A 22902-nucleotide genomic window follows, 5' to 3' on the forward strand; every position below is an offset into this window, starting at 1 on the left:
AGATCGAAGCACTGCTCGATGACATCACCGAACTCTACGAGTTGATCAAAAAGTAGGAGGTCAAAATGCCACTCAATCCAGTCAACCAGGCTGCGCTCGATCAGTTGAACAAACTGGTACTGGCAAAGGCTGATGCGCAACTGTCATTGCGTGAACACGCAAGCAAACTTCGCAAGGAGGCGAAGAAAGCCGGAAAACTGAACGACTTTGCGAAACGCGATGCCCTTAATCTTGAGGCTGCAAAGATTTCCAATCAGGCAATAGCCCTGAACCAGCAAAATCTACGTCTGTTCTCGACCAGAAACAAAATCCTGAATTCGGAATCTCTTGCCGATCACACTGGTGAGCTTCGAGACGTCGCTGACCAGGCAGAGGTCGCAACGGAGCAGATTGAAGACGTCGCCAAGGCCATTGAACAGACGGCTGCTTTGATCACGTTTATCATCAAGTTTGCCGGTTTAGTTCTGTGATGGAGGGCAGGGCATGAAACACGTTTCCCTTGTCTTTGGTCTTGTTCTGGCTGCACCGATTGCAGTCGCCGACGATCATACACCGCTCTCTGTCAAAATACTGAACGGCAGCGAGATCATCCTGAACACAAGAGAGTGCCCAGAAGGACATATCTGCATCGAAGGTAGCGATGCGAGCAACCTGAAGCAGGTGGACCTATCAGACACCAACCGAGCTTTGATGATCCCAGAGTGGAGTTTCAACACATCGATGGCCTACGCGGATTCAAGCGGCTTGGGAAAAGACAACATCAACTCATACCTTAAGGGGATATCTGACAAAGGTATTCTCGACATCTGTGCCTATTGTTTTTGTTGTGAGATCGAAACCGGAGACGGTCAACGCTCTCCCTATTTGGGTAACCTTCAGGACTACTTGGATTGAGCCGGTTCCGCACATTCATAAGTAGGTTGGCGGGTGTGCTGCCGCCGTCCCATGTGACCGAACGGTTGACGCCCTGGTTTACAATCGTAGCTGCAGTGATCGCCGCGTCCTGGGCGCTCGTTCAATACAGCAATGACCTCGATATACGCCGTGTCTCCGCAACCTTGGAACTCCACCGGCAATACCGCGTTGATCACGCCAGTGATCTGTACGATCTGATCGGCGGTGAAAAGGGCGAAGATCAGAAAATCGCAATCATCCGAGAGGCCAGATGTAGGTACTACAAGGAACTCATAGCGAATGGTGGATTGAATGCTGCTGGATTGACGCTACCAGATTGTAGCAGGGTGACAGCCGCTGACATACCGGTTCTGGATAGGTTGGGCCTCACCTTGGATGAATGCCAACGCAGCGAGTTTCGTGCAATCCTCAATCAGAAGCTCAACGCATCGACGAAAATTAGCCGTTTGAAATTTGGGCAGATCGTTGGATTCTTTAGGTCGGTGCGACTGTGCGTTGATCAGAGCACCTGTGATGCTGGGACCACCCTTTCTCTATTCGAGTACGATGTTGTGTCCTTCCTAAATGCCTCTTGTGCTCACCTGGAGCATGATCCGACCCGAAAAGCAGAGGCAATCCTACTGGCCGACTTTGTTCGAAAACTGGGGACACCTGCGCAACCCTATTGGTCCAACGATCCAAATCAGACCGATCCGTTCGTCTGCGACTATCTTCGAGAGAAAACCTGCGAGGCCGAACGTTGACTTGTGCGTTAAGCTTACCTGCTATGGTCGTTCTTGAATTACCTCATTTGTCTTGGTCAGGATGAAACACCGTGAAGATAAATCCGGTCTAAACTACGAACCGATCATCGGATTGGTGCATCGGAAACCCGTGTTCGGCTTTTTAACGCATCTGACCGCCTCCCCCGAAAAGTCCTCGACTTGAGGTTTGCCTATTCTCCAACCGGGGAGGCAGACGACGAAGAGAAGCCGTTTCGGCGAAGAGCAGATCACTGGCGTTCTGAAAGAGCACCAGGCTGGGCTTGCCACAACTCGCCTCTGCTAAAAGCCAGACTTCAAAAAAATCACAGTCCAATCACAAGGAAATGCGACCTTAGGTCTTGTTCTGGCTGCACCGATTTCTATGGCCGACGACAGTACACCGCTCTCGGTCGAGATACTGAACGTCAGCAAGAACACCCGCACTAGTGTTTATAGATAACCCGGAGGAAAAAAATGTCCCACAAAGAAGTACCGATCGGCAGCGTAATTGCTTCCATGTTCCCTTGGCCTGTTTTCAAGGATCAACTTGGCCGTCACGATGGCGACTGGATGCCAGCTGATGGAAGTCCAGTTCCTCAGAACACGAAATACTATCAAGTGCTCAGTGACGCCGGTCTGGATCAAATCATTTTACCGGACCTGCGGGGGCGGTTTCAGCGCGGTCTCAACAGCTTTCAGTCGCCTGGCGGTGAAATCGGGGATGAACTTGGCAATCCAGAAGATGAAGATGCAAACGGCAAGGCCTTTGCAGCTGGTAGCTATCAAAAAGACGACCTTATTCGACACACTCACGCAATCCCTGCACGTCACGGACAAATCGGAAAGGCTTGGTTGTCGACAGGCGTTGACCACGAAGCCCCAGATAGTCGGACACGCGAAAATACTGGTGCAGATGAAACTCGCCCGAGGAATGTTTCGCTTTACTACTACATCCGTGTGAATTGACAGCGGTAAGTCAGTGCCGGGTAGATGTTTTGACTCCCCGGCATTGAGCTATTTGATTCAAAAAAACAAAACCCGATTGTTGGTTGATTCCCGATTGGGAAAACTGGCGCCATCGTTGGAGAATTCTATTGCATCAAAATGCGTGGTGCTCGGGGGCGGAACCGAACATTGCTGAACATTGGTGCTCATAGTGTCTCATGAAAGAACACAGTTCGGTTCCTTTACAAGGATCTGAACTCGTCACATAGATCGGCCCAAATCTGCATCATTTCAACCCGCTGATCCCGGTAGGTTGTTCGGTTGTATGTTCGCCGGATCGCGTTTGTATCTTGGTGCGCCAAGATCGCTTCGATGACATCAGGGTTGTATTCACGAGAGTTCAAAATCGTACTCGCGGTTACTCGGAAGCCATGAGCGGTGACCTCATCTCCTGAGTAGCCAAGGCGTCTCAAAACAGTGTTGAATGCGTTTTCAGAAATAAGTTTCCTGTTGGAGATATTGGACGGGAACAGTAACTCGACACCTTTGATATCGGACCAGTTGTCCACGACAATCTCGAAGGCTTGGTCGGAAAGTGGAACTTTGTGCTCACGCCTCAATTTCATTCGCGTGGCCGGAATTGTCCATGTGCGAGAGTCCAGATCGAACTCATGCATTCGTGCTCCACGTGTTTCACCCGGACGGGTGCAAGTCAGGATTTGGAACTTCATTGCCGCCGGAATGACCGGCCAGCCCGTGTAGTCATCTAGTCGCCGTAGAAGTTGGCCAAAATCTTTTTCATCGGTGATAGCCGCGCGGCCTTTCACCTTCGGTGGCAAAAGGGCGTCCTTTAAGGCGGCGGAAGGATCCGCAGGTGCCCGCATGGTGACCATCGCCAACCGAAAGATCGCTGAGATGGTTGCCCGAAGCTTCTTTGCGGTTTCTCGTCTACCGCTTCGTTCAATGGTTTTGAGAAGGTGCAAAAGTTCAGCAGCGGTGATTTGATCGATGGATCGATTTTGAAGCGGCTTGGCAAGGTCTTCGATATGCCAGCGCTTCTTGCGCAGAGTGGCATCTGCTAGCCCACGCTCCACGAGGGTATCGTAGTATTCATCGGCAACTTCCTTGAAAGTCATGCGTGCCTTCACATGCGCGTCGATCCGGTTCAGTTGCTTCTGGATGGACGGGTCTTTGCCGTCTGCCAACAGTATTCTGGCGTCATCCCGCTTCCTCCGGGCATCGACCAACGACACCACCGGGTACTGTCCTATGCTGAGAGTCTTCTCTTTCCCCATGAATTGATAGCGATACTGCCAGGATTTCGTACCAGTTGGTCTGACTAGAAAATAGAGCCCCCAACCATCGCTAATCCGGAAGGGTTTATCCCTTTGTTTTAACTTGCGTATCTTGAGGTCAGACAGGGGCATATTGGGTACAGGATTCCCGAATCGAGCTATTTTCCGGCCTGTACCCAGTTCTGTACCCAGTTCTGTACCCAGAAATGGGTGCGATTTGCTGGGTACAGGCGGTCAACTATGTTCACCTGAATACCTGAAAACCCCTTGTTTTTCATGGGCTTTGAGCAACTATGTTCGGGATGAGTGGTGCCCAGAAGAGGACTCGAACCTCCACGTCCATACGGACACTAGCACCTGAAGCTAGCGCGTCTACCAATTCCGCCATCTGGGCTTAGATGTCGTGAGGGGGATTTAGATATCTCATCAGGGAGAGTCAACGCGGATTTTGACATTTTTTCGAAAAAGTATTCATGCCTCACAACCAGTCAGGAATACGCCCTTAAACCTCGATTTTTCCGAGTGAAATTCCGCCATAAGCCAGCAATCCTTTGCCAGCCCCGCGATTTAGGCCGCTTTGGGCTCAGTTGCGTCTTGTTCCTTGGGCTATGCACGCGTATCACAGGGTCGACTTGACAGAAGCGGAGGCCTCACATGTCTAAACTTGTCACGATCTACGGCGGTTCAGGGTTTGTAGGGCGCTATATTGCCCGTCGCATGGCCAAAGAAGGCTGGCGCGTGCGTGTAGCTGTACGGCGACCAAACGAAGCGCTGTTTGTGAAACCTTACGGATCCGTAGGCCAGGTTGAACCCGTGCTGTGCAACATCCGTGACGACGCCTCGGTTGCCTTGGCGATGTCCGGCGCAGACGCGGTTGTGAATTGCGTCGGTATTCTCAATCAGGTCGGCAAGAACAAATTCGACGCCGTGCAACATGAAGGCGCCGAGCGTATTGCGCGTCTGGCTGCGGCGGCTGGCATCCACACGATGGTGCATCTGTCCGCCATCGGAGCGGATGCAGACAGCGATACAGACTATGCGCGCACCAAAGCCCGCGGCGAAGCTGGCGTTCTCGAACATATGCCAAACGCGATGATCCTGCGCCCTTCTGTGATCTTTGGCCCAGAGGATGACTTCTTTAACCGGTTTGCCAACCAGGCGAAGTTTGGCCCGATCCTTCCGATTGCCGGTGCAGAGACCAAGTTCCAGCCGGTTTATGTCGACGATGTCGCGCAGGCCGCGGTAAAAGGCATTCTCGGCGAAACCACTGGCGTTTACGAACTGGGTGGACCCGAGGTGAAAACTCTGCGTGCACTGTTGCAAGACATGCTGACCAGCATTCACCGCCGCCGCCTGATCCTGAACCTGCCATTCGTTGCTGCCTGGCTTGCGGCCTTTGGGTTTGACATGCTGCAAACGATCACTCTGGGCCTGTTCACCAATTCCATTGTCACCCGCGATCAGCTGAAATCTCTGAGCGTCGACAATGTGGTGGCCGAAGACGCCAAAGGGCTGGCGGAGCTGGGCATTCAGGACACGCCGCTGAGCAGCATTCTGGACAGCTATCTCTGGCGGTTCCGCCCGTCAGGGCAGTATGACGCGATCAAGAACTCGGCCAAGAACCTCGGTTAACTCCGAAGCGATCTGATCAGAGACCAAGACCAAAAGGCCCTGCGGGGCCTTTTTTACGTATAGGCGATCCCCAGCAGGATAAGACCCAGTGCGACGCGGTAGATCACATAGGGCGTAAAACTGACGGATTGCAGCAAGCGCATCATCAGTTTCAACGCAATCAAAGCGGACAGAAACGCCAAGGCCGCCGCAATAGCGCAATCTCGGATCATGCGGGGCGTCCAGTCTGGACCGGTGTCCAAAAGCAGATAGCCGCCGCTGGCCATAATCGCAGGAATGCTCATCAACATCGCCAACCGCGCACTGCTTTCGCGATCGTACCCCAACGCCCGTGCGCCGGTGATGGTGATGCCCGACCGGGATGTCCCAGGGATCAAGGCTATTGCCTGCCACAGACCAAGTTTGATCGCATCGCCCAACGACCAATCGCCGTCAGACTTGGATGCAGCGCCCCTCTGATCCATCCACCAAAGCAAGATGCCGAACCCCAGCATGGTCCAACCGATCACGGCCATCGAACGCAGCGCATCGTTCAACCCCGTGACTGCAAGAAAGACCCCAAAGATCATGACTGGAATGGTCGCCACCAAAAGGTGAAACGCCAGCCGGGATCCCGGCGTGTCCAATCGGCCGATCAGCATACGGGGAACTCCGGCCAGCCCAGCGCTTACATCCCGCCAGAAATACAGCACAACGGCGCCCAAAGTTCCCACGTGGACTGCCACGTCCAGAAGCTGTCCCTGATCCTGCGCGCCCATGGCCTGAGGCAACAAAATCAAATGGCCCGAGGATGAAATCGGCAGGAACTCGGTGATACCCTGCACGATTGCCAAAAGAATCAAATGATAAAGAGCCATGAAATCCGCCTGCGTCGCCTGCAAATCACCTATATTCCATCAGGTTTTTAATTGATAGAACGTCATTAGGTCCGATTCGGTATTAATTTCCTTAGTTTTTCGCGACTTTTTTCGCCGCAAAGCGAATTTTATGCAATTTAAGTCAGCATACTTGACTTTTATACCTTTGCGCCTTCACTTATGGACAACCGCACGAAGAATTTTAGGAGGCAGCGACTGTGGCCAAGCAACCGATGCTAAAATTTGTGACCGTAGAGCGCGATATGCCGGAGAAACGGTCCGCGGATGTGCGCAATGACGATTTCCTTGAAATCTATGCGCCGTTCATCAAGGCAAAGGCCGAAGAGCAAGCCAGCCGCTGCAGCCAATGCGGCGTGCCCTATTGCCAAAGCCACTGCCCGCTGCACAACAACATCCCTGACTGGCTTAACATGACGGCAACCGGCCGTCTGGAAGAGGCCTATGCCATCAGCCAGGCCACCAACACCTTCCCTGAAATCTGTGGCCGCATTTGCCCGCAGGATCGTCTGTGCGAAGGTGGCTGTGTGATCGAAAACTCTGGCCATGGAACTGTGACCATCGGCGCTGTCGAAAAATACATCACCGACACTGCTTGGGAAAATGGCTGGGTGAAACCCATCACTCCGCTGGCCGAGCGTGCGGAATCTGTTGGCATCATCGGTGCAGGCCCCGGTGGGCTTGCTGCGGCCGACATGCTGCGTCGCGCTGGCGTTCAGGTGACGGTCTATGACCGATATGATCGCGCGGGCGGCCTGCTGACTTATGGCATCCCCGGCTTCAAGCTTGAAAAAGACGTCGTGATGAAGCGCAACACCCAGCTGACTGACTCGGGTGTGACTCTCAAACTGAACTGCAACGTCGGCGAAGACATCTCGTTTGACGAGATCCGCGCAGCCCATGACGCCGTCATCATTGCGACCGGCGTCTATAAGTCACGCGATCTGGGTGGTCCGGGTGCCGGCGCCAAAGGTATCGTGAAGGCGCTGGACTATCTGACCGCGTCAAACCGTCTGAACTTTGGCGACACAGTGCCCGAATACGACAGTGGCGAATTGAACGCTGACGGCAAAAAGGTCGTTGTGATCGGCGGCGGCGACACTGCGATGGACTGTGTGCGCACAGCAATCCGTCAGGGCGCTGAAAGTGTCAAATGTCTCTATCGCCGCGACCGCGCCAACATGCCGGGGTCTCAGCGTGAAACGCAAAACGCCGAAGAAGAAGGCGTCGTGTTTGAATGGCTGGCCGCCCCAAAAGGGTTCACAGGCGATGCCGTGGACGGCGTTATGGTTCAACGCATGCGCCTTGGCGCACCTGACGCCTCGGGCCGTCAAAGCCCAGAGGTGATCGAGGGCGCGGACTATGTCGAAGAGGCCGATCTGGTCATCAAGGCGCTGGGTTTTGAACCCGAAGACCTGCCGACCCTATGGAACCAACCTGATCTGCCAGTGACCCGCTGGGGAACCGTGAAGGCGGAATTCACCACAGGCGCGACCGACTTGGACGGCGTCTATGCGGTGGGTGACATCGTGCGCGGCGCATCTTTGGGTGTCTGGGCGATCCGCGATGGCCGCGATTGCGCCGAGGCGATCCTCAAGAAATTTGACGCCGCCAAAGCCGTCGCTGCGGAATAACCGCTCTTTGAATTCAGCCGGCTCACCGCCCGATGCGACAGCCGGCACAAGATTGACCTACCGTACAAAGGAAGGCCTACGATATGACAAAATATGACGAAAACTGGGTCCGCGACGAACAAGCCAAGCGGGCATATATGGCCGAGAACGGACTGTATTCCGAAGCCGAAGAGCACTCTTCTTGCGGTGTTGGACTGGTCGTTGCCGTAGACGGCAAACGCAGCCGCAAGGTAGTGGACGCAGGCATCGATGCGCTGAAAGCGATCTGGCACCGTGGTGCGGTTGATGCGGATGGCAAGACTGGCGACGGTGCAGGCATTCACGTGCAGCTGCCGGGCGAATTCTTCTATGACCAGATCAAGCGCACAGGCCACGAACCCAACAAAGACGAGCTTTTCGCTGTTGGTCAGGTCTTTCTGCCGCGCACCGATTTTGGCGCGCAGGAAACCTGCCGGACGATCGTGGAAACCGAAATCCTTCGGATGGGCTATTTCATCTATGGCTGGCGCCACGTTCCCGTGGATGTCACCTGCTTGGGTGAAAAGGCAAATGCCACGCGTCCGGAAATCGAGCAGATCCTTATCTCGAATTCCAAAGGCGTGGACGAAGAAACGTTTGAACGCGAACTCTATGTGATCCGCCGCCGGATCGAAAAAGCGGCCGCTTCTGCGGGCATTGGCGAGCTGTACATCGCTTCGCTGTCCTGCCGCTCTATCATCTATAAGGGCATGATGCTGGCCGAGCAGGTCGCTGTGTTCTATCCCGACCTGATGGACGAGCGGTTTGAATCTGCCTTCGCCATTTATCACCAGCGCTATTCGACCAACACCTTCCCACAATGGTGGCTGGCGCAACCGTTCCGCATGTTGGCACACAACGGTGAAATCAACACGCTGAAAGGCAACCTCAACTGGCTGAAAAGCCACGAAATCCGCATGGCCTCTGACTATTTCGGAGAGCTGGCAGAGGACATCAAACCAATCGTACCTGGCGGCGCGTCGGACTCGGCTGCACTGGACGGCGTTTTCGAGGTTCTGGTCCGCGCCGGACGGTCTGCGCCAATGGCAAAAACCATGCTGGTGCCGGAAAGCTGGTCCAAAACTGCGGTTGGTCTGCCACAAAGCTGGATCGACATGTATTCCTATTGCAACTCGGTCATGGAGCCATGGGACGGCCCAGCGGCCCTTTCGATGACAGACGGCCAATGGGTCTGCGCAGGTCTTGATCGCAACGGACTGCGCCCGATGCGCTATGTTGTGACGGGTGATGGCCTGCTGATCTCTGGGTCCGAGGCGGGCATGGTGCCGATTGACGAAGGCTCTGTCGTCGAAAAAGGCGCGCTTGGCCCCGGTCAGATGATCGCCGTTGATATGGCGGAAGGCAAACTTTACCACGACACCGAAATCAAAGACACGCTGGCCGCGGCCCGTCCGTATGGTGAGTGGGTTGGCAAGATCCGCGATCTGGATGCCGAGTTGCTGGCCGTCACTGAAACCCCGTCGTTCACAGGCAACGAGCTGCGTCGCCGCCAGGTCGCCGCAGGCTATTCCATCGAAGAGCTGGAACAGATTCTCGCGCCAATGGCCGAGGATGGAAAAGAAACACTGGCCTCGATGGGCGACGACACGCCGTCTGCGGTTCTGTCCAAACAGTACCGTCCGCTCAGCCATTTCTTCCGTCAGAACTTCAGCCAGGTGACCAACCCACCTATCGACAGTCTGCGCGAATTCCGCGTGATGTCTTTGAAAACGCGGTTTGGAAACCTCAAGAACGTGCTGGACGAAGACGGCAGCCAGACAGAAATCATCCTTCTGGACAGCCCCTTCATCGGCAACGCGCAATTTGACACGCTGATCAAAGCCTTTGACGACACGGTTGCGCGCATCGACTGTACCTTCCCAGTTGGCGGCTCAGCCGGAGCGTTGCGCGCGGCACTGGACCGTGTGCGCAACGAAGCCGAAGACGCAGTCCGCTCGGGCGCGGGTCACATTGTACTGACCGACAAGGATCAGGGCGAAGAGCGCGTGGCCATGCCCATGATCCTCGCGACCTCTGCGGTGCACAGCCATCTGACCCGTAAGGGGCTTCGGACCTTCTGCTCGCTGAACGTTCAGTCTGCGGAATGTATCGACCCACATTATTTCGCGGTTCTGGTCGGCTCTGGCGCGACCGTAGTGAACGCGTATCTGGCCGAAGACTCACTTGCGGACCGCATCGAACGCGGCCTTCTGGACATTGACCTGACCACCGCCGTTGCACGCTATCGCGAGGCAATCGATCAGGGCCTTCTCAAGATCATGGCAAAGATGGGCATCTCGGTGATTTCCTCTTATCGCGGCGGTCTGAACTTTGAGGCTGTCGGCCTGTCCCGTGCGATGGTTGCGGAATTCTTCCCGGGCATGACCAGCCGGATTTCCGGCATCGGCATCTCGGGCATTCAGAAGAAAGTCGAAGAGGTTCACGCAAAAGGCTTCCAGGGCGCCGAGTCAGTGCTGCCCATCGGCGGTTTCTACAAAGCGCGGAAATCTGGTGAAAGCCATGCGTGGGGCGCACAGACCATGCATATGATGCAGGCCGCCTGTGATCGCGCGTCTTTCGACCTTTGGAAGCAGTACTCCAAAAAGATGCAGGCCAACCCGCCGATCCACTTGCGCGACCTGTTGGCGATCAAGCCTCTGGGCGAAGCAGTGCCGCTCGAAGAAGTTGAGTCCATCACCTCGATCCGCAAACGCTTCGTAACGCCGGGCATGTCGCTGGGCGCACTGTCGCCAGAGTCCCACAAGGCGCTGAACGTCGCGATGAACCGCATCGGCGCGAAATCTGACTCTGGTGAAGGCGGCGAAGATCCGGCGCATTTCCACCCCGAGCCTAACGGCGACAACCCCTCTGCAAAGATCAAGCAGGTGGCGTCTGGTCGGTTCGGCGTGACGGCGGAGTATCTGAACCAATGCGAAGAACTCGAGATCAAAGTCGCCCAAGGTGCTAAGCCGGGCGAAGGCGGTCAGCTGCCGGGTATGAAGGTCACAGACCTGATTGCGCGTCTGCGCCACTCGACCAAAGGTGTGACACTGATCTCGCCTCCGCCACACCACGACATCTATTCCATCGAAGACCTCGCGCAGCTGATCTATGACCTGAAACAGATCAACCCGCGCTGCAAAGTCACCGTGAAACTGGTGGCCTCTTCGGGCGTTGGCACGATTGCGGCAGGTGTGGCCAAGGCGAAAGCCGACGTGATCCTGATTTCGGGCCACAATGGCGGCACCGGCGCATCCCCCGCGACCTCGATCAAATACGCGGGTCTGCCATGGGAGATGGGCCTGACTGAAGCCCATCAAGTGCTGGCGATGAACAACCTGCGGGAACGTGTGACCCTGCGCACAGATGGTGGTCTGCGCACAGGCCGGGACATCGTGATGGCCGCTATGCTGGGGGCCGAAGAGTTCGGCATCGGCACCGCGGCTCTGATTGCGATGGGCTGTATTATGGTTCGCCAGTGTCAGTCCAACACATGCCCCGTCGGGATCTGTACCCAAGACGAAGCCCTGCGCGGCAAGTTCACTGGATCTGCGGATAAAGTTGTGAACCTGATCACTTTCTATGCACAAGAAGTGCGCGAAATCCTCTCTGAGATCGGCGCACGCAGCCTTGATGACGTGATCGGGCGTGCCGACCTTCTGGCACAGGTCTCGCGTGGCTCGGCGCATCTGGATGATCTGGATCTTAACCCGCTTCTGATCACCGTCGATGGCGCAGCAGAGATCGTTTACAACCGCGACAAAGACCGCAACGACGTGCCCGACACGCTGGACGCGGAAATCGTTCGCGACGCGGCGCGCTTCTTGCAAGATGGCGAGAAAATGCAGCTGTCCTATGCGGTCCAGAACACCCACCGGACCGTCGGAACACGCACCTCAAGCCATATCGTCAAGAACTTCGGCATGCGCAACTCGCTGCAAGAGGATCACCTGACTGTGAAACTGGCGGGATCCGCGGGTCAGTCTCTGGGTGCATTTGCGGCGCCGGGATTGAAAATCGAAGTCTCGGGCGATGCCAACGACTATGTCGGCAAAGGCCTTTCAGGTGGCACCGTAGTGGTGCGGCCTCCTATGAACACTCCCCTTGTTGCCAGCGACAATACGATCATCGGTAACACGGTCCTCTACGGTGCGACTGACGGCTACCTCTTCGCTGCTGGTCGTGCCGGAGAGCGATTTGCGGTGCGCAACTCGGGCGCCAAGGTTGTAATCGAAGGCTGCGGAGCCTGTGGTTGCGAATACATGACCGGCGGCGTCGCCGTCATCCTTGGCAGCATCGGCGCAAACTTTGGCGCAGGCATGACCGGCGGCATGGCCTATCTTTATGACCCTGACGGCAAAGCCGAGCGGGTGATGAACATGGAAACCCTCGTGACTTGCCCTGTGACGGTCGACCACTGGGAAGATCAGCTGAAAACGCTGATCGAACGTCACGCCAAGGAAACCGGCAGCCGCAAGGCTTTGGACATCCTGCAGCACTGGGATATCGAAAAAGCCAACTTCCTGCAGGTCTGCCCGAAAGAGATGTTGGACAAAATCTCTCACCCGATTGCTGTGGAAAGCGCGGCAATCCCGGCGGAGTAACTCCACCATTCCTAGAATTCAGAAGAAGGGCGCTCAACCAGAGCGCCCTTTTTGCGATGCAGAGACGCAACAAAACCCTGAAAGCGCGCTGTGTATACCTTTGGTTTGTATGCCAAACAGATGAATGGCCGCAAATCTTAACACATGCAAAAGATAAAATATGCGGCCTCTGTTCTTGGGGTTGTTCTGGCACTCACATCGAGCAGTGGACACGCCGGAGAATGTGGATACGAAAAATGCTGGGGCGCAGTGGCTTTTGGGCAGACTGGGCGCATCAGCTATTCCTTCGGGAAATGGTCCGAAAAAGCTGCGTTTCGGGCGGCCAATAAATCCTGCAAAGGGCACTGCAACGAAATTCGCACCTTCTACAATGAATGTGCCGCCGTCGCCCGTGGCGCAGACCAGAAATGGTCGCTGTCCATGGCCCCGACCCGCGAACTTGCCCAATCTCGGGCGACGATGGCCTGCAGCTCGAATTCCTGGGACTGCAAGATCGTTGTCTGGGCCTGCTCGCGCTGATTTCTTGCGCAACCGCGCCATCACGCGTATCTGCATAGACAGGTATTGAGTAGTGGCATTCGATCAGGTCTAGGCACATGGCCAAAAAGGCAAGACCCAAAAAGCGAACAACAAAGAAGGTCGGATGGGTGAAGCGACAGCGCCAGCGCGTCCGCCTTGTTCTGTTGCGTGGTATGCTTGGAGTCGGTGCTGTGTTTCTTTTGGCGATTGCATTTTATGGTCTGGTGGATCCCCCAACCACCTGGACAATCTATTCCGAAAAAGACCGCCTGGGGGACGTCGACTACCAATGGGTTGATGCCGAAGACGTCGCGCCCGTGTTGCTGCGATCTGTTGTTGCGGCAGAGGATGCGAATTTCTGTGACCATTGGGGCTTTGACATGAGCGCAATCCGGGACGCGATTGCCGATGGCGCAGATCGAGGTGCCTCGACGCTGACCCAGCAAACCGTCAAGAACGTCTATCTTTGGCAAGGCCGCAGTTGGGTGCGCAAGGCACTCGAGGCGGTCACAACACCCTTTGTCGAACTGGTCTGGACCAAACGCCGGATCCTTGAGGTCTATGTCAATGTCGCCGAATTTGACGAAGGCGTTTTCGGCGTCGATGCCGCATCACAACATTACTTTGGCGTTCAACCGTCCCAGCTGACATCGGTACAGGCCGCACGCCTTGCAGCCATTCTGCCGAACCCGAAACAACGCTCGGCCAGCCGTCCCAGCAACGCGGTCGTGCGTCGCGCCGCACAGATCATTGATGGGGCCGCCACGATCCAGAAAGACGGGCGCGCGGCCTGCTTTGAATAACGGCGCGGCCCAAACCGGCGATCACAACTTCGGTGCCAAACGCAAAAGCCGCCGACTCTGCGGTTGAAACCTCTGTGATATTTCTGCAATTAGAGAGGGATTTCGTCTCAACCGGTGACCTATGGCACGACTCTTCCACGCTCCTCTTTCTCCTTTCTGTCGCAAGGTTCGACTAAGCCTTGCTGAAAAGAAAATCGAATGTGAGTTGGTCGAAGAGCGCTACTGGGAGAAAGACGCAGATTTCCTGCGGCGCAATCCGGCTGGAAAAGTGCCTGTGTTGCGTCTGGGCGAAAAGACCATGTCCGAAAGCGCAGCGATCTGCGAATACCTCGAAGAAGCCTATCCAGAGCCCGCGCTGCTTCCCAAAGGCGCCGACGCGCGGTTTGAAGTACGCCGTCTGGTCAGCTGGTTTGACGACAAATTCCATGCTGAAGTGACCAGCAACCTGCTTTATGAACGGGTGAACCGGAAACTACATGGCACCGGCTATCCCATCAGCTCAAACGTCAAGGATGGCGCGAAGGCGATCAAGTACCACCTAGACTATATGAACTGGCTGCTGGAACACCGCAGATGGCTGGCTGGCGACACCATGAGCCTTGCAGACTTTGCCGCCGCCGCGCATCTGTCGTCCCTGGATTATATCAGCGACGTCGACTGGAACCGCTCGCAAGCGGTGAAGGACTGGTATGCGACGATCAAATCGCGCCCGGCGTTCCGGTCTATTCTGGCCGATCACGTGCCTGGCTTCCCGCCCCCACCCCATTACGCAGATCTTGATTTCTGATAGGGTTACCGCAACCTGTCCGTCCAGCCGAAAGCGAGCGACTTGGATCTGAAAGCACGACTCTTGGCAGAAGCAGACGCGATCGGTTTCGATCTATGTCGCATCACGCGCCCTGATGCCGTGCCTTGGGTGCCGGAAGGATTGCGCGGATTTCTTGAGGCGGGACATCACGGTCAAATGGGGTGGCTGGCAGATCGGGTACATTGGCGTGAAAACCCGTCGGTCCTGTGGCCCGAGGCTCGGTCCGTGATCGTTTTGGGCGAAAGCTATACGCCTGACTTTGATCCATTGTCGGTGCACAGCCAATCTGACCGCGCCGCCATTTCAGTCTATGCCCAGAACAAGGATTACCACGATCTTGTTAAGAAACGTCTGAAACGCCTGGCCCGCTGGCTGATCGCAGAAACGGGCTCTGACACTGAAGTGAAAGTCTTTGTCGACACGGCCCCCGTGCCAGAAAAGGCTTTGGGGCAGGCCTCTGGTCTGGGATGGCAAGGCAAACACACCAATCTTGTCAGTCGAGATTTGGGCAGCTGGTTCTTTATCGGTTCTGTGTTCACGACCGCCGAAATAGAGCCTGATCCACCCGAAATCGATCACTGCGGCTCGTGCAGAGCCTGTCTGGACGCCTGCCCGACTGATGCATTCCCTGCGCCACACCAGATCGATGCGCGCCGGTGTATTTCGTATCTAACCATCGAGCATCACGGACCTGTAGACACCGAGCTTCGCCCTTTGTTGGGCAACCGCATTTATGGCTGCGACGACTGTTTAGCGGCCTGTCCGTGGAACAAATTCGCGGTCGAGGCGCGTGAAATCAGATACCACGCCCGCGAAGATCTGATCGCGCCCAAGCTGGCCGAACTTGCCGAATTGGATGACGCTGCCTTCCGCGCAAAGTTCTCCGGCAGCCCGATCAAGCGGATCGGACGCAACCGCTTTGTGCGCAATGTCCTTTATGCGATGGGCAACTCTGGGCTGACGGCTTACCTGCCTCAAATCACCCAACTGACCAAAGATCCTGACGACACGGTGGCCGACGCCGCAAGATGGGCTTTAGGGCGACTTCAAGATGTCGCGAATGGGGTTGATCGACCGTCTGACGCACGGTAGCCCTCTGCGACCATCAAAGGAGAATGCCGCATGAGTCTGGCGCTGGGTGTCGATACCGGGGGAACCTATACGGATGCGGTCCTCATCAAAGATGAGTCCGAGGTCATCGCCTCGGCCAAGTCTCTGACCACGCGCCACGATCTGGCCGAGGGCATTGGCGGCGCAGTCCAAGCCGTGCTGCAAGACTCAGGCGTCGACCCCTCTGAGATTTCACTGGCGTCCCTGTCCACCACACTGGCCACCAATGCGCTGGTCGAAGGACAAGGCGGCCGCGTGGCGCTGGTTCTGATTGGCTTTAAAGAAAGCGATCTGGAAAAACACGGGCTCGCCGACGCCTTGGCGGGAGATCCCTGGGTGGTTCTGGAGGGCGGTCACACCCATGCAGGTGGGGAAAAAGCCCCGCTTGACGAAGTGGGCTTGCTGAACTGGCTGACAGACCAAGGCGACGGTGTTTCGGGATTTGCCGTGGCCGGTCAGTTTGCCACCAGAAACCCAGCCCATGAACAAGAAGCCCTCCGCCTGATCAAAGAGGCCACGGGTAAACCGGTGACCTGCTCGCATCACCTGTCGTCCAAGCTGAATGGGCCAAAGCGCGCGCTGACCGCAATTTTGAACGCCCGTCTGATCGGCATGATCGACCGTTTGATCTCTCGCGCCGAGACGCGCCTGACCGAGCTTGGCGTGACCGCGCCTTTGATGGTTGTACGCGGCGATGGCGCGTTGATCTCCGCGGATTTCGCGCGCGATCGCCCGATTGAAACCATCCTCAGCGGCCCGGCAGCCTCGATCGTTGGCGCGCGCTGGATGACGCAAGCGGATCAGGCCTTGGTCAGCGATATCGGCGGCACCACCACCGACGTCTGTCTGTTGACCGGAGGCCGTCCGGCGATTGACCCCGACGGCGCACGCGTCGGCCCGTTCCGCACCATGGTCGAAGCCGTTGCGATGCGCACGACCGGTCTGGGCGGTGATTCCGAAGTGCATTTCGTCAGCGAAGGTCTGGCGGGCGGTGTCACCCTGGGGCCGCGCCGTTTGCTACCGATTTCACTGGTCGCACTGGACGCACCAGAGCTGGTGCATGATGTTCTGGATCGCCAACTCAGCACCAGCGCGCCCGGCGAACACGACGCACGCTTTGCCCGCCGTGTTTTGGGCCAAACCCCCGTTGGACTGGACGCCCGAGAAACCGATCTGCTGGAGCGTATGGGCGACACCGTCTGCGCCTTTGGCGACGTGCTGCGCAACCGTTTGGACGCAAAAGCGCTGCGGCGGCTTGTCGAACGGGGACTGGTCCAGATCGCGGGCGTCACCCCATCTGATGCCAGCCATGTCATTGGTAAGGTGTCGGTCTGGGACCGCTCTGCCGCAGAGAAAGCCCTGTTGCTCTTTGGACGTCGGCGCACGGGTGCTGGCAACCAACTGGCGAAAACGGCACCAGAGATGGCACAGATCATCATCGACCAGCTGACCAGCCAGACAAAATGGGCGCTGCTGGAAACCGCCTTCGCGGAAGAAACCCACGACTTTGACGGCTCATCCGCGGCCCTTGCGCGTTCAAAGATGCTGGCCGCAGCGCTGGATGGACACCGAGGTATTTTGCGCATGGACGCAGGCCTCAACCTGCCGGTCATCGGGTTGGGAGCCTCGGCCAAAAGCTATTATCCCGCAGTCGGCAAAGCGCTGAACTGCGAGATGATCCTGCCCCAGCATGCAGGTGTTGCCAATGCAATCGGAGCGGTTGTTGGCCAGGTCACGATACGGCGTCGCGGCACAGTTACATCGCCGTCCGAAGGGCTCTATCGCGTGCATTTGGACGCAGATCCCGAAGACTATGGCATCGCGGATCAGGCCATGAAACGGCTGGAAGACTGGCTGCGCTTGGGCGCTTTGGCAGACGCAAAAGCCGCCGGTGCCGAGGGCATTCAGGTAACAGCCCTGCGCGATGTGAAAACCGCTAAGGCCGAAAACCGCGAAATCTTTATTGAGGCCGATATCGTCGTCGAAGCGTCAGGCCGCCCAAGGATCGCTATCGACGAAAGCGCGGAATAAGTCACCGCGCTTTGCGTCTGTTGTCGCTGTTCAGCAGATCCGTATCGCGCGCTCACGCTGAGCGCGCTGAACAGACCCGCTTGCCACTGACGCCAGGCTGTGGCCTAGCCTGCGCGTTTGGGCAACACCCAATCCGCACGCGGGAAATGACAGGTATAGCCGCGTGGATTCTTCACCAGATAGTCCTGATGATAATCTTCGGCTTCCCAGAAATCACCAACCGGCTCAAGCTGGGTGACGACTTTGCCGGGCCAAAGACCCGAGGCATCCACATCAGCAATCGTATCAAGCGCCACGGCCTTTTGATCTTCGTTCACGAAATAGATCGCAGAGCGATAGGACGTGCCGACATCGTTGCCCTGACGATTCACCGTGGTCGGGTCGTGGATCTGGAAAAAGAGCTCCAGAATCTCGCGATAGGTGGTTTTGTCAGGATCAAACAGAATTTCGATACCTTCGGCATGAGTTCCGTGATCTCGGTACGTGGCATTTGGCACATCGCCGCCGGTGTATCCGACACGGGTTTTGATCACGCCTTTCTGACGGCGGATCAGATCCTCCATACCCCAGAAACAGCCTCCTGCAAGAACTGCGCGTTCGCTCATGCCACATCCTCCACTTGATCTACATAGGCGCCATAACCCTCTGCTTCCATGTCATCGCGATGCACGAAACGCAAGCTGGCAGAATTGATGCAATAGCGCAGACCACCCCGGTCGCGCGGCCCGTCCGTGAAGACATGCCCAAGGTGGCTGTCGCCATGAGTCGACCGTACCTCGGTACGGATCATGCCATTCGTGGTGTCGTGATGCTCGGTGACATGGGCCGACTCGATCGGCTTGGTAAAGCTCGGCCAGCCACATCCGGATTCATATTTGTCGGAACTTGCGAACAAAGGCTCGCCCGACACCACATCGACGTAGATGCCCGGCTCTTTGTTGTACAGCAACTTGCCACTACCCGGTCTTTCGGTGCCACTTTGCTGGGTCACCCAGAACTGTTCGTCGGTCAGAGTGGCGATGACATCAGGGTCTTTACGATAGGTGCTCACGAGGCGGCCTCCTTTGATGCTGAGTTGCCTATTAGATGGTCTCAAACACAGAAAATCAAAGGGGGATCACGCCCCGTTGTGCCTTTTGTGATTAGCTAGACGCAGTTGCCGCCTCGAGCGCAATGTCAAGCAGACCACCAAGCGCCCGAACCGAGCTTTTCGCATACACGCGACCCAGCTCTTGGTCGCCCTTCAGAACCACATGGGTCGACCGGCTGCGCACATCCCATTTCTTGGTCAAAGAGCTGCCGCCCCAGCGGTCAAAGTCGACAATCACAAATACGATGTTCTCGTCATAGGCCGGGTTCTTGCTGCGCAGGTCAGTCAGGCGGCGTGCCATTGCCCGGCAGGTTGAACACCAGTTGGTTTGAAAATCGACATAGACCGTGCGGCCAGCCGCCAGATGCTCGTCAATCAGACCCTTGGTGTAATATTCCGGCGCCGCAAACCCCATCGCAGGAACGGTGGATACGGCTGCAGTCAAAAGCATAAAGTCACGACGGTTCATTCGAAGATCTCCTTAAAACGCGACGGAAAGGTCCAGAAGCCACAGCGGCATGCGATCCAGCAGCCAGGCTTCAACAACATGGTGCCAACGGAAGAACAACATCACTCCGACGGCGGTGAAAATCAGGCCCATCAGGGGGCGCGCAGCGGTTGCGATCCGGCGCAGCATATCCTGACGGCGCATCAGGGCCGCGCGGGCGCCATACCCCAATGCCAGGATCAGGGTCGATACGCCCAGCGCGAAGAACACCATGATAACCGTGGCCCAAACCAATGACTCACCCTGCGAAGCCAAAGAAATTGCGCCGCCGAGGGTAGGACCAACGCAAGGACTCCAGACCATGCCGAGAAGAAGGCCGCCAAGAAACTGGCCGCGCAGGGTAGACCGGTCGATCTGATCCAATTGGCTGTCTGCCGAAGAGGCCACGCCCGCTGTAGCGAGCGAAAACGCCGACGAAAACCGAGGGATGAGAAGGATCAGACCGAAACCGATCATCAGGACTGCCCCAGCGCGGGAGATGTCGTCTGTTGTCAGACCGATCGCATAGCCAAAGGCCGTGATCGCCACGCCGAGAACGACGAATGACAAACTCATCCCAAGCGCCATAACTGCGGGTCCATGGCGATGCGCCTGCAAAGCAGAGGCAACGACAATGGGCAACACCGGCAGGACGCAGGGGTTAATCAGGGTCAGCAAACCCGCGAGATAGGCAAAGAACAATAATTCCATGCCTGCAAAATGGCCGAAGCGCGCGCATCTGTCAGTACACAGTCCATACGCGCAGCTTCAAGAATACGTGTGCTGATTGACACAAATGCCGGCCAAATTTTGCCGCAGGCGCGTTTCAGACCGGCATTTGCGTGTCCAAGCGGTGTCGTTGGACCCCGGTTTCATCAAAGTTTTCAGGGGCCAGCCACGCGTCATAGGCGGCCTTAATCATGGGCCAGTCCTGATCCGTCATACCGAACCAAGCGGTGTCTCTGTTGCGCCCCTTATAGACCAGCGCCTGCCGGAAGATGCCTTCGAACTGAAACCCCAACCTTTTTGCTGCGCGCCGCGACGGAGCATTCAATGCATCACATTTCCATTCATACCGACGGTATCCCAAGTCCTGAAACACCATCTGCATCAGCAGAAACATCGCTTCGGTGGCCGCAGGTGTTCGCTGCAAAGCGGGAGCATAAGCAATGCCTCCGACTTCGATACTGCCAGCGTCGGGTTTGATCCGCATCAGGCTTGCAATGCCAACCGGCGCGCCACTCTGGTTTGTGATCGCATAGTAATGCGGGTCTCTTGCCGCCTCAAACCGGCTCATGAGATCCCTAAAGGCCTGACGGGACTCAAACGGGCCAAGCGGCATATAGGTCCATGTGGCACCGTCTTGATCCTTTTCAAAGGCGTCATACAGCGCGTCCGCGTGATCCTCTGCACGCAACGCCACCACCTGGCAGAATCGCCCAATCATTGCCTTGCGTTCCGGCCATTTCGCGCCGTGCCAGTCATTCACCGCATCGCCAATCGGCTGTCCCAGTTGATTTTCACGTGCCATTGCAACTTCCTTGATGCTTGGCTTTGGCTCTCATGCTAGAGGTAGATCATAAATACCCAATTTCTCAAATTTTGATCAGGCCAATCTTATGTCTTCAAGCTGGCTTGCCTTTACAATCGATCGCGACCTCAAGACTCCGGTCTTTGAGCAAATCTGTGACGCCTTGCGAAACGACATACGCAGCGGCGCAAAGCCCAAGGGCACCAAATTGCCGCCCACCCGCAGCTTTGCGCAAGAGCTGGGCGTGTCACGCTCAACTGTCGTCACCGCCTATGAACAACTGGTCGCCGAGGGCTATATCGAAGGACGTCAGGGCGCGGGCTATGAGGTCAGCGTTCTGGACACGCCCGAGATCGACCCCAGCCCCGCACCGCGCGGGCTGAACAGCCTCCCGCCCGAAGATCCGCCTTACGGGTTTCTGTCCGGCAACCCAGACATGCGGCTGTTCCCCTATCGGGCTTGGGCCAAGACGGTTGCGCGCGTTGCGCGACGCAGCCCCGAAGACCTGCTGGTCTCGCAATCCTTGCAAGGCTATCCCGCCCTGCGCACGGCCATTGCCGACCATGTCCGGGAATGGCGTGGGGTTACGGCGGCTCCAGAACAGATCTTTGTCACAGCGGGCTCGATCGAAGGGCTGGAACTGTGTCTGCGCACCCTCAGTCGCGCAGGCGATCCGATTGCACTGGAAAACCCGGGCTATCTGCCAATGCGCCGTCAGGTCCAAGCGATGGGCATGCGTACGGTTGATATGGCGCTGGACGCGCAAGGGGCGTGCCTGCCCAGAGAGGACGCCACATTTGCGGTTCTGACCCCGTCGCACCAATATCCGCTTGGCGGCACGATGTCCGCGACCAGACGGCAGGATTTTCTACGCTGGGCCAGCGACACAGAAAGCTGGATCGTCGAGGACGACTATGACAGCGAGTTCCGTTTTTCCGGTCGTCCGATCCCCGCGATGGCAGGCTTTGATCGGCTGAACAGAACAATCTATGTCGGCAGCTTTTCCAAAGTGTTTTCCTCGGGCCTCAGGCTTGGCTATGTGATCCCGCCTTTAGCCTTGCGCGACAAGTTCGCACAAACGCTAAGGCACTTCGGCAGCAAAGCCAGTGCAACACCGCAGCCACCCTTGGCAGAGTTCATGCAAAGCGGCGAGTTCTATCGTCACCTGCGTCGCGTGCGCAGGCACTATGGCCGACGCCGTGCCTTCCTGCTGGAGAGGCTCGCGCAAGACTTCAGCGATGTCGGAGAGGTGGTGGACTATCAGGCAGGCATGCAGATCGTTTTGCATCTGAAGCCCGATCTGGATGACCGGCACGTCGAAACAGAAGCCGCGCGCCACGGCGTCACCGTTCAGGCCCTGTCGCAATACTATGCGGGCACGCCCAAAGGGAATGGGTTGGTCTTGGGCTATTGCGGCATGGACGAGACCGAGACAACGGACGCCCTGTCGATTTTGCGGCGCGTTTTTGATGCGGCGCGGCCAAAAGAAAAGGGCCGCCAAAGCGACCCTTTCTAAACAAGCTCAAGATAAAGCTTAGCCGTTCACGCTGTCTTTCAGCGCTTTGGCGATGGTCATTTTCACAACCTTGTCCGCTTCTTTCTTGATCTGCTCGCCGGTGGCTGGGTTGCGCACCATGCGCTCTGGGCGCTCGCGGCAATAGATCTTGCCAACGCCGGGCAGAGTTACTGCACCACCACCAGAAACTTCGCGGGTGATCAGCGCGCAAACGGCGTCCAAAGCTGCACCAGCGGATTTCTTGTCAGACCCCATTTCCTCGGCCAGAGCGGCGACGAGCTGAGTTTTGGTCATCGGTTTTGCCATTTTATGGTCTCCTTTAGTCTGCCCGGTATTTTGGGCCTCA

21 protein-coding genes and 1 tRNA gene are annotated in these 22902 nt (G+C 56.7%); 13 read left to right on the forward strand and 9 right to left on the reverse strand.

What is annotated here, in order from left to right:
• Positions 1-65 precede the first annotated feature (65 nt).
• The 4 genes from ACEQWH_RS10810 (at position 66) to ACEQWH_RS10825 (ending at position 2624) form a co-directional block, all read left to right on the forward strand.
• Complete coding sequence (locus ACEQWH_RS10810) at positions 66-470, forward strand: hypothetical protein (RefSeq protein WP_370230690.1); 405 nt, start codon at positions 66-68, stop codon at positions 468-470.
• A gap of 13 nt (positions 471-483) precedes the next feature.
• Entirely contained in the window at positions 484-894 is a 411-nt protein-coding gene (locus ACEQWH_RS10815; RefSeq protein WP_370230693.1) for a hypothetical protein, read from the forward strand.
• Between the two features lie 35 nt (positions 895-929).
• Positions 930-1658, forward strand: a complete 729-nt coding sequence (locus ACEQWH_RS10820; protein ID WP_370230694.1) for a hypothetical protein — start codon at positions 930-932, stop codon at positions 1656-1658.
• A gap of 474 nt (positions 1659-2132) precedes the next feature.
• Positions 2133-2624 carry a hypothetical protein gene (locus ACEQWH_RS10825; protein WP_370230697.1) on the forward strand — a complete coding sequence of 164 codons (492 nt, stop codon included), beginning with the start codon at positions 2133-2135 and terminating at the stop codon, positions 2622-2624.
• Positions 2625-2845: 221 nt separating this feature from the next.
• Here ACEQWH_RS10825 and ACEQWH_RS10830 read toward each other — a convergent pair whose 3' ends face one another.
• Together ACEQWH_RS10830 and ACEQWH_RS10835 are read right to left on the reverse strand one after the other, a co-directional pair.
• The gene (locus ACEQWH_RS10830) at positions 2846-4030 is read right to left on the reverse strand and encodes a tyrosine-type recombinase/integrase (protein WP_370230698.1); all 1185 of its coding nucleotides are present in this window, start codon (positions 4028-4030) and stop codon (positions 2846-2848) included.
• Between the two features lie 175 nt (positions 4031-4205).
• Positions 4206-4292: transfer RNA gene (locus ACEQWH_RS10835), tRNA-Leu, on the reverse strand.
• A 260-nt stretch (positions 4293-4552) separates the two neighbouring features.
• Here ACEQWH_RS10835 and ACEQWH_RS10840 point away from each other — a divergent pair.
• Positions 4553-5530, forward strand: coding sequence for a complex I NDUFA9 subunit family protein (locus ACEQWH_RS10840; protein WP_370230701.1), 978 nt, complete (start codon positions 4553-4555; stop codon positions 5528-5530).
• Between the two features lie 53 nt (positions 5531-5583).
• Here ACEQWH_RS10840 and ACEQWH_RS10845 read toward each other — a convergent pair whose 3' ends face one another.
• On the reverse strand, positions 5584-6387 hold the full coding sequence (locus ACEQWH_RS10845) for an undecaprenyl-diphosphate phosphatase (RefSeq protein ID WP_370230704.1): 804 nt from the start codon (positions 6385-6387) through the stop codon (positions 5584-5586).
• A gap of 218 nt (positions 6388-6605) precedes the next feature.
• Between ACEQWH_RS10845 and ACEQWH_RS10850 the strand changes: the two genes are divergently transcribed.
• The 7 genes from ACEQWH_RS10850 (at position 6606) to ACEQWH_RS10880 (ending at position 17932) form a co-directional block, all read left to right on the forward strand.
• Positions 6606-8039, forward strand: a complete 1434-nt coding sequence (locus tag ACEQWH_RS10850; protein WP_370230707.1) for an NAD(P)-dependent oxidoreductase — start codon at positions 6606-6608, stop codon at positions 8037-8039.
• An 83-nt stretch (positions 8040-8122) separates the two neighbouring features.
• On the forward strand, positions 8123-12661 hold the full coding sequence (gltB, locus tag ACEQWH_RS10855) for a glutamate synthase large subunit (RefSeq protein WP_370230709.1): 4539 nt from the start codon (positions 8123-8125) through the stop codon (positions 12659-12661).
• Positions 12662-12805: 144 nt separating this feature from the next.
• Complete coding sequence (locus ACEQWH_RS10860) at positions 12806-13180, forward strand: DUF4189 domain-containing protein (RefSeq protein WP_370230712.1); 375 nt, start codon at positions 12806-12808, stop codon at positions 13178-13180.
• A gap of 77 nt (positions 13181-13257) precedes the next feature.
• Positions 13258-13983 (forward strand): monofunctional biosynthetic peptidoglycan transglycosylase, encoded by a 726-nt coding sequence (gene mtgA, locus ACEQWH_RS10865; RefSeq protein ID WP_370230713.1) that lies wholly within the window; start codon positions 13258-13260, stop codon positions 13981-13983.
• A 121-nt stretch (positions 13984-14104) separates the two neighbouring features.
• A complete protein-coding gene (locus tag ACEQWH_RS10870) occupies positions 14105-14770 on the forward strand; it encodes a glutathione S-transferase family protein (protein WP_370230716.1) in 666 nt (221 codons plus the stop codon).
• Between the two features lie 42 nt (positions 14771-14812).
• A complete protein-coding gene (gene queG / locus ACEQWH_RS10875; protein WP_370230717.1) occupies positions 14813-15883 on the forward strand; it encodes a tRNA epoxyqueuosine(34) reductase QueG in 1071 nt (356 codons plus the stop codon).
• Between the two features lie 30 nt (positions 15884-15913).
• Positions 15914-17932: a hydantoinase/oxoprolinase N-terminal domain-containing protein gene (locus ACEQWH_RS10880; RefSeq protein WP_370230719.1), complete on the forward strand. Its 2019-nt coding sequence runs from the start codon at positions 15914-15916 to the stop codon at positions 17930-17932.
• A gap of 104 nt (positions 17933-18036) precedes the next feature.
• Here ACEQWH_RS10880 and msrA read toward each other — a convergent pair whose 3' ends face one another.
• The 5 genes from msrA to ACEQWH_RS10905 form a co-directional block, all read right to left on the reverse strand.
• Positions 18037-18537, reverse strand: a complete 501-nt coding sequence (gene msrA / locus ACEQWH_RS10885; protein ID WP_370230721.1) for a peptide-methionine (S)-S-oxide reductase MsrA — start codon at positions 18535-18537, stop codon at positions 18037-18039.
• Positions 18534-18983, reverse strand: coding sequence for a peptide-methionine (R)-S-oxide reductase MsrB (gene msrB / locus ACEQWH_RS10890; protein WP_370230723.1), 450 nt, complete (start codon positions 18981-18983; stop codon positions 18534-18536). The genes msrA and msrB overlap by 4 nt, the downstream gene beginning before the upstream one ends.
• A 91-nt stretch (positions 18984-19074) precedes the next feature.
• Entirely contained in the window at positions 19075-19491 is a 417-nt protein-coding gene (locus ACEQWH_RS10895; protein WP_370230725.1) for a thioredoxin family protein, read from the reverse strand.
• A gap of 12 nt (positions 19492-19503) precedes the next feature.
• Complete coding sequence (locus ACEQWH_RS10900; RefSeq protein WP_370230726.1) at positions 19504-20220, reverse strand: cytochrome c biogenesis CcdA family protein; 717 nt, start codon at positions 20218-20220, stop codon at positions 19504-19506.
• 115 nt (positions 20221-20335) lie between these two features.
• Positions 20336-21040, reverse strand: a complete 705-nt coding sequence (locus ACEQWH_RS10905; RefSeq protein WP_370230728.1) for a GNAT family N-acetyltransferase — start codon at positions 21038-21040, stop codon at positions 20336-20338.
• 88 nt (positions 21041-21128) lie between these two features.
• Here ACEQWH_RS10905 and ACEQWH_RS10910 point away from each other — a divergent pair, with 88 nt between their 5' ends.
• Positions 21129-22556: a PLP-dependent aminotransferase family protein gene (locus ACEQWH_RS10910; protein WP_370230730.1), complete on the forward strand. Its 1428-nt coding sequence runs from the start codon at positions 21129-21131 to the stop codon at positions 22554-22556.
• Between the two features lie 18 nt (positions 22557-22574).
• Here ACEQWH_RS10910 and ACEQWH_RS10915 read toward each other — a convergent pair whose 3' ends face one another.
• Complete coding sequence (locus tag ACEQWH_RS10915) at positions 22575-22862, reverse strand: HU family DNA-binding protein (RefSeq protein ID WP_209357665.1); 288 nt, start codon at positions 22860-22862, stop codon at positions 22575-22577.
• Positions 22863-22902 lie beyond the last annotated feature (40 nt).

Source organism: Cognatishimia sp. (assembly GCF_964229375.1).
Classification (GTDB): Bacteria; Pseudomonadota; Alphaproteobacteria; order Rhodobacterales; family Rhodobacteraceae; genus Cognatishimia.